This is a genomic window from Enterobacter cloacae complex sp. SHL009, from assembly GCF_049237205.1.
Lineage (GTDB): Bacteria > Pseudomonadota > Gammaproteobacteria > Enterobacterales > Enterobacteriaceae > Enterobacter > Enterobacter cloacae_M.
In genome coordinates this window covers 20469-36280 of sequence record NZ_JBMKIW010000011.1, presented here as the reverse complement: position 1 = coordinate 36280, position 15812 = coordinate 20469, and the positions used below count along the sequence as shown (strand labels likewise).

Here is a 15812-nt window from a genome sequence, read left to right as displayed (position 1 = left end):
TTGAAGGAAAATAATTGATGCTAACGATTATTCACATTTATGTTTAAAAAAGCGTTTTTATAACAAAAGGTTATTTATCAGAATTAGAACAAACTCCCGTCATCGTCGCTTTTGTGAGTGAAACGCGTCGTTCTTTAAGGCTTGCGCAACAGGTCGCGCAAATGATACTCATACGCCGCGTTAAAAAATCCCATAAACCAACGCAACACAATTCATACCCTTTCAGTATGTCTCCCTGTTCATGCAGTTTGAATGAATAAGGCGCTTCATTGAGGAAGTCAGTTTCTATGAAAAACGTTAAAGTCAGCCTTGCCTGGCAGATCTTAATCGCCCTTGTGCTGGGCATCTTGCTGGGCAGTTACCTCCACTATCATAGCGACAGCCGCGAATGGCTGATTGCGAACCTGCTCTCTCCGGCAGGGGATATCTTTATTCATCTGATCAAGATGATTGTGGTACCGATTGTGATCTCGACGCTGGTGGTCGGTATTGCGGGCGTCGGCGATGCGAAGCAGTTAGGCCGTATTGGTGCGAAAACCATTATCTATTTCGAAGTGATCACTACGGTTGCGATTATCCTCGGTATCACGCTGGCGAACGTGTTCCAGCCGGGTTCCGGGATCGATATGTCGCAGCTGGCCACGGTGGATATTTCGAAATACCAAAGTACGACCGCTGACGTGCAGAGCCATGCGCATGGCCTGATGGGCACTATCCTGTCGCTGGTGCCGACCAACATCGTGGCGTCGATGGCGAAGGGCGAGATGCTGCCCATCATCTTCTTCTCGGTGCTGTTTGGTCTGGGGCTCTCTTCCCTGCCGGCGACGCACCGTGAGCCGCTGGTGACCGTGTTCCGCTCTATCTCCGAAACCATGTTCAAAGTGACCCACATGGTGATGCGTTACGCGCCGGTAGGGGTGTTTGCGCTCATCGCGGTCACCGTGGCGAACTTCGGTTTTGCCTCCTTGTGGCCGCTGGCGAAGCTGGTGCTCCTGGTTCACTTCGCCATTCTGTTCTTCGCGCTGGTGGTGCTGGGGGTCGTGGCGCGTCTGTGCGGGCTGAGCATCTGGATCCTGATTCGCATCCTGAAAGATGAGCTGATTCTGGCGTACTCCACGGCAAGTTCTGAGAGCGTGCTGCCGCGCATCATTGAGAAGATGGAAGCCTACGGCGCGCCTGCCTCTATTACCAGCTTCGTGGTACCGACCGGCTACTCCTTTAACCTGGACGGTTCGACGCTGTACCAGAGCATCGCCGCTATCTTTATTGCGCAGCTGTACGGCATTGACCTGTCGCTGTGGCAGGAGATCGTACTGGTGCTGACGCTGATGGTGACGTCCAAAGGTATTGCAGGCGTTCCGGGCGTCTCCTTCGTGGTGCTGCTTGCAACGCTTGGCAGCGTCGGTATTCCGCTGGAAGGTCTGGCGTTTATCGCCGGTGTCGACCGTATCCTCGACATGGCGCGTACCGCGCTGAACGTGGTGGGGAATGCCCTGGCGGTGCTGGTTATCGCCAAGTGGGAACACAAATTCGATCGTAAAAAAGCGCTGGCGTATGAACGCGAGGTGCTGGGTCGTTTTGATAAGACGGCCGACCAGTAACATCCTAAGCCCGGTGGCGCTGCGCTTACCGGGCCTAGGAGTTTTATAGGCCGGGTAAGGCGAAGCCGCCACCCGGCACTTTACTCTCCGCTCAGCGCATCAAACTCTTCGCATCCGGTATCAAAGCCTTCAGTGCAGCTCAGGTTCAACCAGTACAGCGCTTTCTGTTTATTGGGCGTGATAAAGCCTTTCTCACCCTGCCTGAACAACATCCCTGCCCAGTACTCGGAGTAGCCCGTGCGTGAAAGTGCCGAGCTCCGCTTGAACCACGAGGCGGCCTGCACGTCGTCCTGGGCCACTTCAACGCCGTTGGCATAAATCAGCCCCAGCAGCATTTGCGCATCTACCGCAGAGTCGTTGTCGATATCTTCGGCCGCCGTTTGCAGCAGTTTGATGGCCTGAGGATAGTCAGTTTTACCTGCCTGAGTGTTGACCAGCACGCGCGCCAGCATGATCGCGCCGCGTTTGCTGCCTGCGATGGTTGCCTGCTGCGCCAGTGCCTTAGCTTGCGCATAATTTCCCTGGGTAAAGAGGATTTGCGAGAGCAGTCCCATGGCGTCGACGTCGCCACCTTTAGCGGCTTTCTCGGCCCACAGCGCGGCCTGCTTGCTGTCACCGGAGCTAAAGTATGTATCGGCCAAATAATACTGGGCACGGGCGTCACCCGCTTCAGCCTGTTCTTTGTACTGGCTGCCAATCTCGTCGGCACGGACAAGCGATGTAAAAAGTAACAACAACAGAAAAATATGTTTCATGGGTTCTTATCATCGGGGTACACGCCGCGCAGTATAATCGCGGCGACAGAAGAAAAAAATGGGTGCATTAAGACCTCAGCATCCTGCAAGCCGGGCGGAACAGTGGTTCCGCCCGTAGAGGTTAGCCTGCGTTACAGGCTAATTTAGCCGCCACCTCCTGATGTTCACCCTTTATTGAAAACTCGCATAACTTACCTCGAGTAATAAAGGTAAAGATCACTATCGTCAGGCAAATAATAAAGACGATGCCTAACGCAGTTTTTAATGGCGTCATGCCTTTTACTCCTTGTCAAAAAAAGAATAAGAGGCTACTCTCAACTTGTTCGGAGTTGAGGGAGTAGCCTCGGGTAAATGAAAATTTCCCGGGGCTTTCTACTTTCTGTCCCTCAACAATGCTCAAGACAGAAAGTCTTAAGCACCCGCCGTACATCTTATCCCTCTGAATTAAAATGAAAAGATGTAATTCTTTTTCGCGAAAATTACATTATTTCTGCGAGCCGCTTTCCAGACTAATAATTGATATATTTGATGAGTTAATCGGAAATAAAAAGGGAGTGAATATCTCACCCCCTTTATTCACTGATGAATTAACGGCTTCAACCCATTGCGCTTTCGCGCAGTCGGGCTTTCAGCTTGTTATATTCGTCAATGACATACTGTTCCGCTGCGTGCTGATCCGCAATCGGCTCTACGCGTACGGCGCAGTATTTATACTCCGGCGTTTTGGTTATCGGGCTTAAGTTCTCCGTGACCAGCTCGTTACAGGCGCCAATCCACCACTGGTAGGTCATATAGACCGCCCCTTTGTTCGGACGATCGCTGACCTGCGCACGGGTAATGATCCGGCCTTTGCGCGAGTTCACCCACACCAGCGCTTCGTCCTCAATGCCGAGGCGCGCTGCGTCGGCGGTGTTGATTTGCGCGTAGCCCGGTTCGTCCGCCAGCGCCGCCAGCGCGGCGCAGTTACCGGTCATTGAACGGCAGGAATAGTGGCCCACTTCACGCACGGTGGAGAGCACCATCGGATACTCGTCGGTGAGTTTATCGATCGGCGCGACCCAGTCGCAGGTGAAGAACTGCGCCAGCCCGTTCGGGGTGTCGAACTTCTCTTTAAAGAGGTATGACGTCCCCTGGTCGGCTTCGGACTCATCCCGGCACGGCCACTGGATGTATCCCAGCTCACCCATTTTTTCATAGGTTGCACCGTAGAAGTCCGGACATAGACTGCGCAATTCGTCCCAGATCTCCTGAGTGTTGTTGTAGTGCATCGGGTAGCCCATGCGGGTGGCGATTTCGCTGATGATCTGCCAGTCCGTTTTCAGGTCCCACTTCGGCTCGACCGCCTTAAAGAAGCGCTGGAAGCCGCGGTCTGCCGCCGTGTAGACGCCTTCATGCTCGCCCCAGGAGGTCGACGGTAAAATCACATCCGCCGCCGCCGCGGTTTTGGTCATGAAGATATCCTGGACAATCACCAGCTCCAGATCCTCAAACCCTTTGCGCACCGCAGACAGCTCGGCGTCGGTCTGGAGCGGATCTTCACCCATGATGTAGGCCGCACGCACCTCGCCGTGCGCCGCGCGGTGCGGCAGCTCGCTGATGCGATACCCGGTGTGTTCCGGCAGGCTTTCCACGCCCCAGGCCTTCGCGAATTTCTCGCGGTTTTCCGGGAACTTCACGTACTGGTAGCCCGGATAGGTATCCGGCAGCGCGCCCATATCGCAGGCACCCTGAACGTTATTCTGACCACGCACCGGGTTAACGCCGACGTGCGCTTTACCCAGATTGCCGGTCAGCATCGCGAGACTCGTCAGAGAACGCACGGTTTCCACGCCCTGATAGAACTGGGTCACGCCCATTCCCCACAGAATGGCGGCGGTTTTCGCCCCGGCATACATCCTGGCCGCCTGACGAATCTCCTGCGCGCTGACGCCGGTGATCGCTTCGACGGATTCAGGCGTATAACCTTCGACTATTTTCTTATACTCTTCAAAGCCTTCCGTACGGGTGGCGACAAACGCCTGGTCGTACAGGTTCTCCTCAATAATGACGTGCCCCATTGCGTTCAACAGCGCGATGTTCGAGCCGTTTTTCAACGCGATGTGCATGTCCGCAATGCGCGCGGTTTCAATTTTGCGCGGATCGCAGACGATGATTTTCGCCCCGTTCTGCTTAGCGCGAATAACGTGGTTCGCGACGATAGGATGAGAATCCGCCGGGTTATAACCAAAGATGAAGACGAGATCGGTGTTATCTATCTCGTTGATGGCATTACTCATTGCGCCGTTACCGACCGACTGGTGCAGACCTGCAACCGATGGGCCGTGTCAGACGCGAGCGCAGCAGTCGACGTTATTGGTCCCAATAACGGCGCGCGCGAATTTTTGCATCACATAGTTGGTTTCATTCCCCGTCCCGCGTGAAGAGCCGGTGGTCTGAATCGCATCCGGGCCATACTTGGCCTTGATGGCGCTCAGACGCGTGGCGACGTAATCCAGCGCCTCGCTCCAGGAGACGGATTCCAGCTTGCCGCCGCGCTCGCGGCGGATCATAGGGGTTTTCAGGCGCGGGGTGAGGATTTGGGTATCGTTAATAAAATCCCAGCCGTAGTAACCTTTCAGGCATAGCGTGCCCTGGTTGGTTTTCCCCTGTGCGGCCTCCGCCCGGACGATTTTGCCGTTATCGACCACCAGGTGGATCTTGCAACCTGAGGCACAATAAGGGCAAACCGTGACGACTTTTTTCATCAGTCTGCTCCAGTTAATCGAATCATTCGCACCCACTATGCAGCTTCTATGCCATGTTTTTTGTATGGGTACACCTTGACTTTACGGTCCCTTCGCGGTGAAAACCCTGACAAAAAGCAGCCAATCGTCAAAATTGACGTGTCGACAGGGCAGCGGATGTGACATGGGTTGAATTTCCGTCACTGAAAAAACCATTTGACTGGAGCCGACGGCAGAATGGTTCAGACTTAACATAATCCCCTGACGGAAGCATACGATGAAACCGGCGATCCTGGTGGTTGATGACGATACGGCAGTCTGCGAACTGCTTCAGGACGTGCTGAGCGAGCACGTCTTTAGCGTGCTTGTCTGCCATAACGGCCAGGATGCACTGCGGCAGGTACAGCAGGAGCCAAATATCGCGCTGGTGCTGCTGGATATGATGCTGCCTGATATCAATGGCTTACAGGTTTTGCTGCAGTTGCAAAAGCAGCGCCCGGCGCTACCGGTGATCATGTTAACCGGGCTGGGCAGTGAGTCAGACGTGGTGGTGGGGCTGGAGATGGGGGCCGATGATTATATTGGCAAACCGTTCAATCCGCGCGTGGTGGTCGCCCGCGTGAAAGCGGTGCTGCGCCGTACGGGCGTGCTGGCGGCAGAAGCCCCCGCAGCGCCGGTCGCGGGCATTGCTTTTAACGGGTGGACGCTCGATACCACCCGCTGTGAGCTGAGCGATCCGCAGCGCAATCCCGTCCCCTTAACCCAGGGCGAGTACGGCCTGCTGCTGGCGCTCACGCAAAATGCCCGTCGGGTGCTGAGCCGAGACAGGCTGCTTGAGCTGACCCACAGCGAAAGCGCCGACGTGTTCGATCGCACGATTGACGTGCTGATCATGCGCCTGCGCCGGAAAATAGAGGCTAACCCGCATCAGCCTGCGCTCATCAAAACGATCCGCGGGCTGGGTTACGTGTTTGCTACCGATGTGAGCCGGCCCGAGCAGGCGGCATAAGGCTTACGTTATCGCCGGAACAATGATGGCGGCAAAAATTGCGACGATGCACAGATACTTGAGGGCGTAATAGGCTTTACGGTTCCTTTTTTTCAGACGCTGTCCTCGTTCGCGGGCCGCATGAACGTATTTAAAAATGCGGTTAATGCCGCCGGTGCTGTCATTCTCGTCATTCGGTGAGCTGGCTGCGGACATCAGTGTGGTTCCCACCCAATGGTTAACCGCCTGCGCCCAGCGCCATTTCATCGGACGTTCAATATCACAGAAAAGAATAATGCGCGTTTGATCCGATTTATTCTCTGCCCAGTGGACGTAGGTCTCATCAAAAATAACGGCTTCACCATCCCGCCAGCTGTGGCGCTGCCCGTCAACTTCAATAAAGCAGCGGTCGTCGTTCGGTGTGAATAAGCCCAGATGGTAACGAACCGAGCCCGCATACGGATCCCGGTGCTTGCCAAGCTTTGCACCCGCCGGCAGCTCGGCAAACATGGCCGCCTTCACCGAGGGGATTTCACTCACCAGCCGGGTCGTCACCGGGCATAAAGACTGCGCAGAGGGGTGGGCATCGGCATACCATTTCAGATAAAAACGTTTCCAGCCGCGTTTAAAAAAAGTGTTAAAGCCAGCGTCGTTATTATTTTGCGCCGCCTTAATATGATGCTGTAAACGCAGGGCCTCTTCGCGAATAACCAGCCAGTTTTCCGTCAGCTTATTTAATTCCGGGAAGCGCTCTGTTTCAAAGAATGGCTGCCTGGCGGGCAGGGAAGAAAACGCCGTCATAAACATATTGATGGGCGCCATGAACGTCGAATGGTCAAAGAGCTGACGAGAAAGCGTCTGTTTTTCTTTGCCGCGTGAATGCGCATAAATAACGCTGATAATGAAAATACCGATGATGATGGCTGCGAACATTTTTCCCTTGTCCTCTTTCTATCTCATTTCGGAAAAGCGTGCGGGCAGAGTGCTGCCCACGCCGAATATGCCAGATGGAGAGAGTGTAGTTCGGGGATATAAAATTCATAGAACTGTAATGAAAAATCGCAATTTTTGTTAAATTAAGTGCTCTCGCGAATAAACGCCTGCAGCTCGGCCAGCGTTTTCGCGCCGTCAATTGCGTTGGCGGCCAGCAGGCTTGCGCGCGCGCAGGCGTGCGCCAGATAAATGCTCTCCGTGAGCGGGAGCGATTCGTGGCAGCCGTATAAAAACCCCGCGCAAAACGCATCGCCCGCGCCGACGCTGCCGACAATGTCTTTCTGCTCCAGCAACCATGATGGGATCCAGCGGCCTTGTTCACCCGGCGCTTCACCCCATGCGCCTTCCGGACAGTGGATCACCACCCGCTGACGCACGCCTGCCGCCAGCAGCTGCGTCGCGGCATCGGCGATATGGGCGATATTCAGCGCATCGTCGCCGTCGCGCATCTCAAGCCCGCTAAACTCCCCGGCTTCCAGCTCGTTAATCACCAGATAATCCAGATGGCGCAGGGCAGGGAGCACCAGCGGCTGATAGCGCGGGTCGCCCTTGCGGGACACCAGATCGAGCGACGTTTCATACCCCTGGTCGCGCATCTGCGCCAGCAGGCGCGCGCTGCGGGTGCCAAACTCGTCATCGGGCATATCCAGGCTGTCGAGCAGCAGCAGGTAGCCGAGATGGAAGATCTTCATCGATCCGTCTAAGCGATCGAAGGCGGGAAGATCCAGCAGGCGGTTGGCGCCCGGCGAGTGGAAGAAGGTGCGCTGTCCGCTGGGATCGGTCATGACCTGCGACATGGAGGTCGGGGCAAAGGTGGTGCGCTGCACGCGCTGGCGGTTGACGTGGTACTGGTCGAGCATCGCCAGAATGTAGTCCCCGTCGGCATCTTCACCAATCAGCCCCACTGCCTGCAGCGACAGGCCAACGTGCATTTTTGCCAGCGTCAGCAGCACGTTGAGCGGCGCGCCGCCGGTTGAGCGTTCGCTGTGGGTGATTTCCGCCAGCCAGCCGCGCTCCGGCCACTGCACGATCTGGTGGACGTGATCCACCAGCATGTTGCCTGCGGCGATGATGCCTTTGCGTTCCATTATGCCTGCCCCGCGCTGCCGAAGATGCGCATCTGTTCGGCAACCGTATCGGTAATCGCCTCTTCTATCCCCAGCAGCAGCTCGGCAAACTCATCGTACAGCGGCTGGCGGTTCGCCATGCGCTGCTCAACGGCGGCGAGTGCGGCCTGCGACATGCCGGTGTAGAAGTTGATTTTATGTATGCCGAGCTCGATGGCGCGGCGGAAGTCGGCATCGCTAATCCCGGAGCCGCCGTGTAAAACCAGCGGCAGCCCCGTCTGCTGGCGAATGGCGTCCAGGCGTGGGAAATCGAGTTTCGGCTCGCCCTTGTATTTGCCGTGCGCGTTGCCGATGGCCACCGCCAGCGCGTCAATGCCGGTTGAATCGACAAATTCGCGCGCCAGCTGCGGGTCGGTAAAGAACGCTTCATCCGCATGCCCGTACAGCGCGCCGCCTTCATCGCCACCGACCGCGCCCAGCTCCGCTTCCACCGACACGCCGACCGCGTGGCACATCTTCACCACCTCCCGCGTCTGGCGAATGTTCTCCTCATAGCTTAGCGTAGAGCCGTCAAACATCACCGAGCTGAACCCTAAGCGCAGGGCGCGCACCACCGCCTCGAAATGCAGGCCGTGGTCGAGGTTGAGCACCACGGGAATATCGTGACGGGCGGCCTCGAACTTCACCGTTTCGACAAGCGAATCCAGAGAAACGTACTTAAAATGCACTTCGGCGATGTTGATGATAAACGGCGAGCGTTCCTGCTTCGCGGCGGCGAACAGCGCGCGCAGGAAGTGGGAGTCGAGCACGTTAAACGCGCCCAGCGCGTAGCGATGCGCCCTGGCGTGCTCCAGACCGTCGGCAAGAGAGATCAATGGCATCATTTACTCCTTATATCCGAAACAGGTTGTACTCGTTGCACAGCACCAGCAGCGCCGGTTCGTCTTCTTCGATGTTGTTATAGCGGGCAACGGGCTGCAAAAAGTGGTTGTCGTGCTCGTCGTCGTTTACCGATGACACCTCCCCAACCAGCACGTCGCCGAAGCCGCGTTCGCCCCAGAAGCTGTGGTACAGACCGGGTGTCAGACAGATGCTTTCCCCTGGCATGAGGCGCAGCTGGCTGCCGGGCGCGTGGGTCTGACGACAGCCGTCGACGGTGACCGTCACGTCGGTGTTTTCCGTCTCTTCATGCGCCCCGGCATTCCATAACTCAATAATCAGATTCCCGCCGCCCCGGTTGATGATGTCTTCCCGCTTGCGCCAGTGAAAATGCATTGGCGTCACCTGACCGTCGCGCACGTGCATAATTTTTTCGGCATAGCACTTTTCATATGGCACGCCGTTGGGCGAGCCGTTGCGCAGGGTAAACAGCGTCAAGCCCTCAGCGGCAAAGCTGTTGCCGCCGAACGCCGTCACGTCCCAGCCGAGCTTGAGGTCGAACACTTCCTGCCATGCGGCCTGGTCAAGCTGCTGCCATTTTGTGGGCGGGAAGCTGGCAAACGGCGGGAGATGCACGTCGTGCATGGAAAAGAACTGTCGCGTGTGGCCGAGAATTTCATTGATGTCGGAGCGTTTCATGGGGACTCCTGGCTTTTATTGCAAAACCTTAGCACTCACCCGGCCCTCTCCCTTGAGGGAGAGGGGGAGTAAGTTCCCTCTCCCTGTGGGAGAGGGTTAGGGTGAGGGCATCAGGCCGCACCGAAGTTACTTAACCGTCCAGCCCTTATAGGTACCGACGTTCTTTTTATCGATCATCGTCACCGGGATTAGCACAGGCGCTTTCGGCGCAGGTTTACCCTGTAGAATGTCATAGCCGATCTCCACCGCTTTTGCCGCCATCACCTGCGGATCCTGCGCCGGGGTTGCGACAAACAGCGAGTTTTCGCGCTTCAGCGCTTCCTCACCGTCCGGGGAACCATCCACGCCGACGATAAAGAACTCGTTGCGCTGAGCCTGCTTCGCGGCCAGATCGGCACCGATCGCCGTCGGATCGTTAATCGCAAACACGCCGTCGATCTTCGGATTGGCCGCCAGCAGGGAGGTCATGACCTCCAGACCGCCTTCACGACTGCCCTTGGCGTTTTGGTTATCCGAAAGCACCTTGATATCCGGATGTTTTTTGAATTCCGTCTGACAGCCTTCCACGCGGTTTTGCACCGCAGAGACCGGCGGTCCGTTGATGATCACCACGTTGCCTTTGCCTTTCAGGCGATCGGTAATGTACTTACAGGCCATTTCGCCCGCCTGGGTGTTATCGGAGGTGATGGTCGCATCCGCCCCTTCCGCCGCCACGTCAACCGCAACGACCACGATCCCAGCGTCCTTCGCGCGCTTCACCGCCGGGCCGATCCCTTTGGAGTCCGCAGCGTTGAGGATGATCATGTCCACCTTCGCAGCAATAAAGTTGTCGATCTGCGCCACCTGCTGGCCCAGATCGTAACCGCTGGAGACCAGCGTCACTTTGACGTTATCGCCAGCCAGCTTGCGCGCTTCCAGCTCGGCACCTTTGGTGATCTGCACGAAGAACGGGTTGGCCAGGTCGCCCACCGTCACGCCGATGGACTTCAGATCTTTTGCCTGCGCAAACGGCGTTGCGGCGAGCAGCGCGCCAGCACAGAGCGCGGTCACTAACGGTTTCAAACGCATATGGTTTTCCTCGAAGCTGTAGGGTTTTGTTGTTATGCACTTTGATGGTGTCGGGTACGGTATTTGTCGATCAGCACCGCTATGATGATCACCGCCCCTTTGATCACCAGCTGCCAGAAGTAGGAGACGCCCATCAGCGTCATGCCGTTATTGAGTGTGGCGATGATCAGCGCGCCGACCAGCGTGCCGGTGATCGTGCCGATCCCGCCGACGAAGCTGGTGCCGCCGAGGATCACCGCCGCAATCGCATCCAGCTCGTAGCCCGTGCCGAGGTTGCCGTTGGCGCTGTAGAGGCGCGAGGCGCTCATCACTCCGCCAAGCCCGGAGAGCAGGCCGCTCATGCCGTAGACAAACAGCAGCACCAGCCAGACCTTAATGCCGGTCAGTCGCGCTGCCTGCATGTTGCCGCCCACCGCATAGATGTGGACGCCGAGCGTGGTGCGGCGCAGGATGAACCAGCAGATAGCAATGACCGCCAGCGCGATTACCACCAGCCACGGAATCGGGCCGAGGTAGTTATTGCCGATCCACTCGAAGCTGATGTTGGAGTTAATGACCGTCGTGCCGTCCGCCAGCAGATACGCCGCGCCGCGCAGCGCCGTATAGGTGCCGAGGGTCACGATAAAGGGCGGCAGCCCCGCAAAGGCCACCAGCGCGCCGTTGAACAGTCCCAGCACCATGCCGAGCATCAGCGCGGCCGGAATGGAGAGCATGGCAAATTCAGGGATAAGCGAGACCACCATCGCCGCTACCGCCGTGGTGCCTAGAATCGAGCCCACGGAGAGGTCAATCCCGCCGGTTAGGATGATGAAGGTCATTCCCGCCGCCAGCACGATGTTGATCGACGCCTGACGGGTAATGTTGAGCAGGTTGCTCTCGGTGAAGAAGTTCGGGGCGATAAAGCCAAATACCGCCACAATCAGGATAAGAATCGGCAGGATACCGACCGTTTGCATCAGATCGCTCATCAGCATTTTTTTGGCGGAGGCGGATTTCGCCACCTGCTGCGGATGGGTTGGAGTTGTCATGATTGCACCGCCTGATGATGAGTGTCGTTCACGCCGGTTGCCAGCGTCATAATGTTTTCCTGAGAGATGTCGCGCCCGTGGAGTTCACCCGCAATGCTGCCTTCCCGCATCACGTACACCCGGTCGCTCATGCCCACCACTTCCGGCAGCTCGCTGGAGATCATTAAAATCGCCACCCCTTTGCGCGCCATCTGGTTCATGATGCGGTAGATCTCGCTTTTCGCGCCGACGTCCACGCCGCGCGTGGGTTCGTCCAGGATCAGAATGCGCGGGCCGATGGCCACCCAGCGGGAGATAAGCAGCTTTTGCTGATTGCCGCCTGACAGCCCGCCCGCCCGCACCTGCGAATGGGGTACGCGGATGTTGAGCAATGCAATGGCGTCATCGGAAATCGACTGGGCTTTTTTGCGGTTTAACATACCGAAGGTCGCGTCGCGCTCCAGCGTCGCCATGGTGATGTTCTCCTGCGCCGCCAGCTCCAGAAACAGCCCCTGCTCCTTGCGGTTTTCGGTGAGAAAACCGATGCCGTTTTCGATGGCCGCACGCGGGGAGTGGATCACCACCGGCTCGCCGTCGACCTCAATCATGCCGCCGGTGGCTTTACGCACGCCGAAGATAAGCTGCGCCAGCTCGGAGCGTCCGGCCCCGACCAGGCCCGCCAGCCCAACGATTTCACCGGAACGCACCTGCAGGCTGCACGGCTGTACTTTTTTACCGTCGGTGAGGTGGTGGACGTTGAGACGCGGGCTGCCGAGGGGAATATCACGCTCCTTGTTGAACAGGTCGCTTAACGGGCGGCCCACCATCATGCGCACCAGCTCGGAGGCGTTTAGCTTGTCGCGCGTCAGGCTGCCGACGTACTGCCCGTCGCGCAGAACGCTGACGCGGTCAGAAAGTTCATACACTTCCGCCATGCGGTGGCTGATATAGATGATCGCCATCCCTTCATCGCGCAGGCGCAAAATCAGTTCAAACAGGCGGTGGGTTTCCCGCGAGGAGAGGGCGGCGGTGGGTTCATCCATCACCAGAATGCGGCTGTTGCGGTGCAGCGCGCGGGCAATTTCCACCTGCTGCTGCTCGGCAATGGTCAGCTTCATCACCAGGTCGGTAGCATTGAACTGTGCGCCGAGGCGCTCAATCACCGCCTGCGCCTGGGCGGCCATCTCTTTGCGCTGCACCATCCCGCCGCGCGACAGCTCGCTGCCAAGAAAGATATTTTCGGCAACGGTCAGGTTGGGCGCGAGCTGCATCTCCTGATAAATCAGGGTAATGCCTGCGGCCAGCGCATCTTTCGGCCCTTTAATGTGAAACGGCTGACCGTCGATCAGGATCTCACCGCTGGTGGCGGTATAGGCTCCCGCGAGGATTTTCATCAGCGTGCTTTTTCCCGCGCCGTTTTCGCCCATCAGCGCGTGGATCTCTCCGGGAAAGACCGTCAAATCCACACCCTTGAGCGCGTGGAAACTGCCAAACGTTTTGGCAATGCTGCGCATCTCTAATACCGGGGTTCTGCTCATGGCGGATCTCCTGCGAATGCCGATATCTGCACTTCATCACAGGTGCGTAAATGCAAAATGTCAGAAGCTGTTCATATTTGTCATAGTTATGAATAGCTAATCGCCATCACATTTTCCTTTTCCCTCTCCCGGTGGGAGAGGGACAGGGTGAGGGCACCAAACCACTCAGGAGCCCAAACCATGCCATCACGCCGTCCGCCCTTTTTCGCCAGCGCCCGAGGCCGCCTGCTGATTTTTAATCTGCTGGTGGTCGCCGTGACGCTAATGGTGAGCGGCGTGGCGGTGCTTGGCTTTCGTCACGCCAGTCAAATCCAGGAGCAGGTTCAGCAGCAAACGCTGGACGATATGACCGGAAGCATGAACCTGGCCCGCGATACCGCCAACGTGGCGACGGCGGCGGTGCGGCTTTCACAGGTCGTCGGGGCGCTGGAGTACAAAGGCGAAGCCGAGCGCCTTAAGCAGACGCAAATGGCGCTGCGCCGCTCGCTGGAACAGCTTGCGGATGCGCCGCTGGCGCAGCAGGAGCCGGCGCTGGTGGCGCGCATTATTCAACGAAGCAATGAGCTACAGCAGAGCGTGACGGAGATGCTTGAGCGCGGACAGCGCCGCCATCTGGAGCGTAACGCGCTGCTGAGCTCGCTGTATCAAAGCCAAAGCTACCTGCGTCATCTGCAGGACATCAACCGCCGTTACGACAGCAACGTGCCGGATGCGCAGCAGCTGATGGAGATGGACCGGCTGATCGCCGCCGCCATCGACACTCCTTCGCCTCGCGCGACCGTTCAGCAGCTGGACGCCGTGGCCGCAGCGCTGCCCCGGAGTGCCGTACAGCCGGTCGTGAAGGAGGTTCTGCCAGATTTTAACGCCGAGTTAGGCAAGCTCGCCCCGCTGTCGAAGCAGCTGGAAGAGAGCGACCTGGCGATAAGCTGGTATATGTTCCACATCAAGGCGCTGGTGGCGATCCTCAACAGCGATATTAATCAGTACGTCGGGCAGGTGGCGCAGGCCTCCCGGCTTCGCACTGCCCAGAGCCATCACGAGCTGCAGTCCATTAGCGTGTTTATCAGCATCTTCGCCGTGCTGGCGCTGATCATCACCGGGTGCGCCTGCTGGTATATCTACCGCAATCTGGCCTCTAACCTGACGGCAATTTCCCGGGCGATGTCGCGCCTTGCTCACGGCGAACAGGACGTGTCCGTTCCCGCCCTCCAGCGGCGCGATGAGCTGGGCGAGCTGGCGCGCGCGTTTAACGTGTTTGCCCGCAATACCGCCTCGCTTGAGCACACCACGCGCCTGCTGAAAGAGAAAACCACGCAGATGGAGATCGACCGCGTTGAGCGTCAGGGGCTGGAAGAGGCGCTGCTGCACAGCCAGAAGATGAAGGCGGTCGGACAGCTGACCGGCGGGCTGGCGCATGATTTTAACAACCTGCTGGCGGTGATCATCGGCAGCCTTGAGCTCACCGACCCCGAATCGAAAGACGCGCCGCGCATTACCCGGGCGCTGAAGGCGGCCGAGCGTGGTGCCTTACTGACGCAGCGCCTGCTGGCATTTTCCCGCAAGCAGTCCCTGACGCCGCATGCGGTAGAAATGCTGCCGCTGCTGGAGAACCTCCGGGAACTGATGCGCCACTCCCTGCCTGCCACCCTGAGCCTGGAGATTGAAGCGCAAACCCCGGCATGGCCCGCGTGGATTGACGTTAGCCAGCTGGAAAACGCCATCATCAACCTGGTGATGAACGCGCGCGATGCGATGGAAGGGCAAAGCGGGGTGATTAAAATCCGGACCTGGAATCAGCGCGTCACCCGCAGCGACGGGCGCAGGCAGGATATGGTGGCGCTGGAGGTGATTGACCGCGGCAGCGGCATGTCGCAGGAGGTGAAATCCCGGGTCTTTGAACCGTTCTTCACCACCAAGCAGACCGGAAGCGGAAGCGGGTTAGGCCTGTCGATGGTCTACGGCTTTGTCCGCCAGTCCGGCGGGCGCGTGGAGATTGAAAGCGCGCCGGGGCAGGGAACGACCGTGCGGCTTCACCTCCCGCGCTCGACGCTGCCCGCTGCTGCAGTTGATGAAGCATTATCTGCCACCGCCTCCGTCGATAGCGAGCGGCTGGTGCTGGTGCTGGAAGATGAGGCGGATGTCCGTCAGACCCTGTGCGAACAGCTGCACCAGCTTGGCTATCTGACGCTCGAAGCGGAAAACGGCGAGCAGGCGCTGAACATGCTGGCGGCGTCGCCGGATATTGGCATGTTTATCAGCGACCTGATGTTGCCGGGAAGCCTGAGCGGAGCCGAGGTGATTAGCCATGTGCGTAATCATTATCCGCAGCTTCCGGTGCTGCTGATCAGCGGCCAGGATTTACGGCCTGCGCATAATCCTCAGCTGCCGGACGTTCCGTTACTGCGTAAGCCGTTTACGCGGGTGCAGTTGGCTCAGGCGCTGCGCAAGGTAATGGTAATTTGAGATTCCTCCGCTACCCCCGTTTCCTGCCGTT

At 57.9% G+C, this 15812-nt stretch carries 13 protein-coding genes; 3 read left to right on the top strand and 10 right to left on the bottom strand.

From position 1 onward, the window contains the following. Positions 1 to 287 precede the first annotated feature (287 nt). Complete coding sequence (gene gltP, locus ACOTZC_RS20300; RefSeq protein WP_045355265.1) at positions 288 to 1601, top strand: glutamate/aspartate:proton symporter GltP; 1314 nt, start codon at positions 288 to 290, stop codon at positions 1599 to 1601. A gap of 80 nt (positions 1602 to 1681) precedes the next feature. Here gltP and ACOTZC_RS20295 read toward each other — a convergent pair whose 3' ends face one another. The 3 genes from ACOTZC_RS20295 to fdhF form a co-directional block, all read right to left on the bottom strand. Then, positions 1682 to 2356, bottom strand: a complete 675-nt coding sequence (locus tag ACOTZC_RS20295; protein ID WP_023310068.1) for a tetratricopeptide repeat protein — start codon at positions 2354 to 2356, stop codon at positions 1682 to 1684. A 121-nt stretch (positions 2357 to 2477) separates the two neighbouring features. After that, a complete protein-coding gene (locus ACOTZC_RS20290) occupies positions 2478 to 2630 on the bottom strand; it encodes a Hok/Gef family protein (RefSeq protein ID WP_032644722.1) in 153 nt (50 codons plus the stop codon). 322 nt (positions 2631 to 2952) lie between these two features. Then, positions 2953 to 5100 (bottom strand): formate dehydrogenase subunit alpha, encoded by a 2148-nt coding sequence (fdhF, locus tag ACOTZC_RS20285; RefSeq protein WP_248162967.1) that lies wholly within the window; start codon positions 5098 to 5100, stop codon positions 2953 to 2955. Between the two features lie 256 nt (positions 5101 to 5356). Between fdhF and ACOTZC_RS20280 the strand changes: the two genes are divergently transcribed. Continuing rightward, complete coding sequence (locus ACOTZC_RS20280; RefSeq protein WP_126304297.1) at positions 5357 to 6088, top strand: response regulator; 732 nt, start codon at positions 5357 to 5359, stop codon at positions 6086 to 6088. A gap of 3 nt (positions 6089 to 6091) precedes the next feature. On the opposite strand, the gene lpxO is transcribed toward ACOTZC_RS20280, so the two are convergent. The 7 genes from lpxO to ACOTZC_RS20245 all read right to left on the bottom strand — a co-directional run bounded on the left by lpxO (position 6092) and on the right by ACOTZC_RS20245 (position 13318). After that, positions 6092 to 7000 carry a lipid A hydroxylase LpxO gene (gene lpxO / locus ACOTZC_RS20275; protein WP_023310073.1) on the bottom strand — a complete coding sequence of 303 codons (909 nt, stop codon included), beginning with the start codon at positions 6998 to 7000 and terminating at the stop codon, positions 6092 to 6094. Positions 7001 to 7143: 143 nt separating this feature from the next. Further along, positions 7144 to 8148, bottom strand: coding sequence for a carbohydrate kinase family protein (locus ACOTZC_RS20270; protein ID WP_248162968.1), 1005 nt, complete (start codon positions 8146 to 8148; stop codon positions 7144 to 7146). Next, on the bottom strand, positions 8148 to 9008 hold the full coding sequence (locus tag ACOTZC_RS20265) for a ketose 1,6-bisphosphate aldolase (protein WP_163354700.1): 861 nt from the start codon (positions 9006 to 9008) through the stop codon (positions 8148 to 8150). The genes ACOTZC_RS20270 and ACOTZC_RS20265 overlap by 1 nt, the downstream gene beginning before the upstream one ends. A 10-nt stretch (positions 9009 to 9018) precedes the next feature. Next, positions 9019 to 9705: a D-lyxose/D-mannose family sugar isomerase gene (locus ACOTZC_RS20260; RefSeq protein ID WP_023310076.1), complete on the bottom strand. Its 687-nt coding sequence runs from the start codon at positions 9703 to 9705 to the stop codon at positions 9019 to 9021. Positions 9706 to 9831: 126 nt separating this feature from the next. Further along, positions 9832 to 10773, bottom strand: coding sequence for an ABC transporter substrate-binding protein (locus ACOTZC_RS20255; protein WP_021242935.1), 942 nt, complete (start codon positions 10771 to 10773; stop codon positions 9832 to 9834). Positions 10774 to 10805: 32 nt separating this feature from the next. Then, positions 10806 to 11801, bottom strand: coding sequence for an ABC transporter permease subunit (locus ACOTZC_RS20250; protein ID WP_032662554.1), 996 nt, complete (start codon positions 11799 to 11801; stop codon positions 10806 to 10808). Further along, positions 11798 to 13318, bottom strand: a complete 1521-nt coding sequence (locus ACOTZC_RS20245) for a sugar ABC transporter ATP-binding protein (protein WP_023310078.1) — start codon at positions 13316 to 13318, stop codon at positions 11798 to 11800. Before ACOTZC_RS20245 ends, ACOTZC_RS20250 begins: the two co-directional genes overlap by 4 nt. Positions 13319 to 13498: 180 nt before the next feature. Here ACOTZC_RS20245 and ACOTZC_RS20240 point away from each other — a divergent pair, with 180 nt between their 5' ends. Then, a complete protein-coding gene (locus tag ACOTZC_RS20240; RefSeq protein ID WP_421635976.1) occupies positions 13499 to 15781 on the top strand; it encodes an ATP-binding protein in 2283 nt (760 codons plus the stop codon). The last annotated feature ends 31 nt before the right edge of the window (positions 15782 to 15812 follow it).

Excerpts from the sequence above, each read along its gene's own strand:
- gltP (WP_045355265.1), top strand. The coding sequence starts at position 288 with ATGAAAAACGTTAAAGTCAGCCTTGCCTGGCAGATCTTAATCGCCCTT.
- ACOTZC_RS20295 (WP_023310068.1), bottom strand. The coding sequence starts at position 2,356 with ATGAAACATATTTTTCTGTTGTTGTTACTTTTTACATCGCTTGTCCGT.
- ACOTZC_RS20290 (WP_032644722.1), bottom strand. The coding sequence starts at position 2,630 with ATGACGCCATTAAAAACTGCGTTAGGCATCGTCTTTATTATTTGCCTG.
- ACOTZC_RS20280 (WP_126304297.1), top strand. The coding sequence starts at position 5,357 with ATGAAACCGGCGATCCTGGTGGTTGATGACGATACGGCAGTCTGCGAA.
- lpxO (WP_023310073.1), bottom strand. The coding sequence starts at position 7,000 with ATGTTCGCAGCCATCATCATCGGTATTTTCATTATCAGCGTTATTTAT.
- ACOTZC_RS20270 (WP_248162968.1), bottom strand. The coding sequence starts at position 8,148 with ATGGAACGCAAAGGCATCATCGCCGCAGGCAACATGCTGGTGGATCAC.
- ACOTZC_RS20265 (WP_163354700.1), bottom strand. The coding sequence starts at position 9,008 with ATGCCATTGATCTCTCTTGCCGACGGTCTGGAGCACGCCAGGGCGCAT.
- ACOTZC_RS20260 (WP_023310076.1), bottom strand. The coding sequence starts at position 9,705 with ATGAAACGCTCCGACATCAATGAAATTCTCGGCCACACGCGACAGTTC.
- ACOTZC_RS20255 (WP_021242935.1), bottom strand. The coding sequence starts at position 10,773 with ATGCGTTTGAAACCGTTAGTGACCGCGCTCTGTGCTGGCGCGCTGCTC.
- ACOTZC_RS20250 (WP_032662554.1), bottom strand. The coding sequence starts at position 11,801 with ATGACAACTCCAACCCATCCGCAGCAGGTGGCGAAATCCGCCTCCGCC.
- ACOTZC_RS20245 (WP_023310078.1), bottom strand. The coding sequence starts at position 13,318 with ATGAGCAGAACCCCGGTATTAGAGATGCGCAGCATTGCCAAAACGTTT.
- ACOTZC_RS20240 (WP_421635976.1), top strand. The coding sequence starts at position 13,499 with ATGCCATCACGCCGTCCGCCCTTTTTCGCCAGCGCCCGAGGCCGCCTG.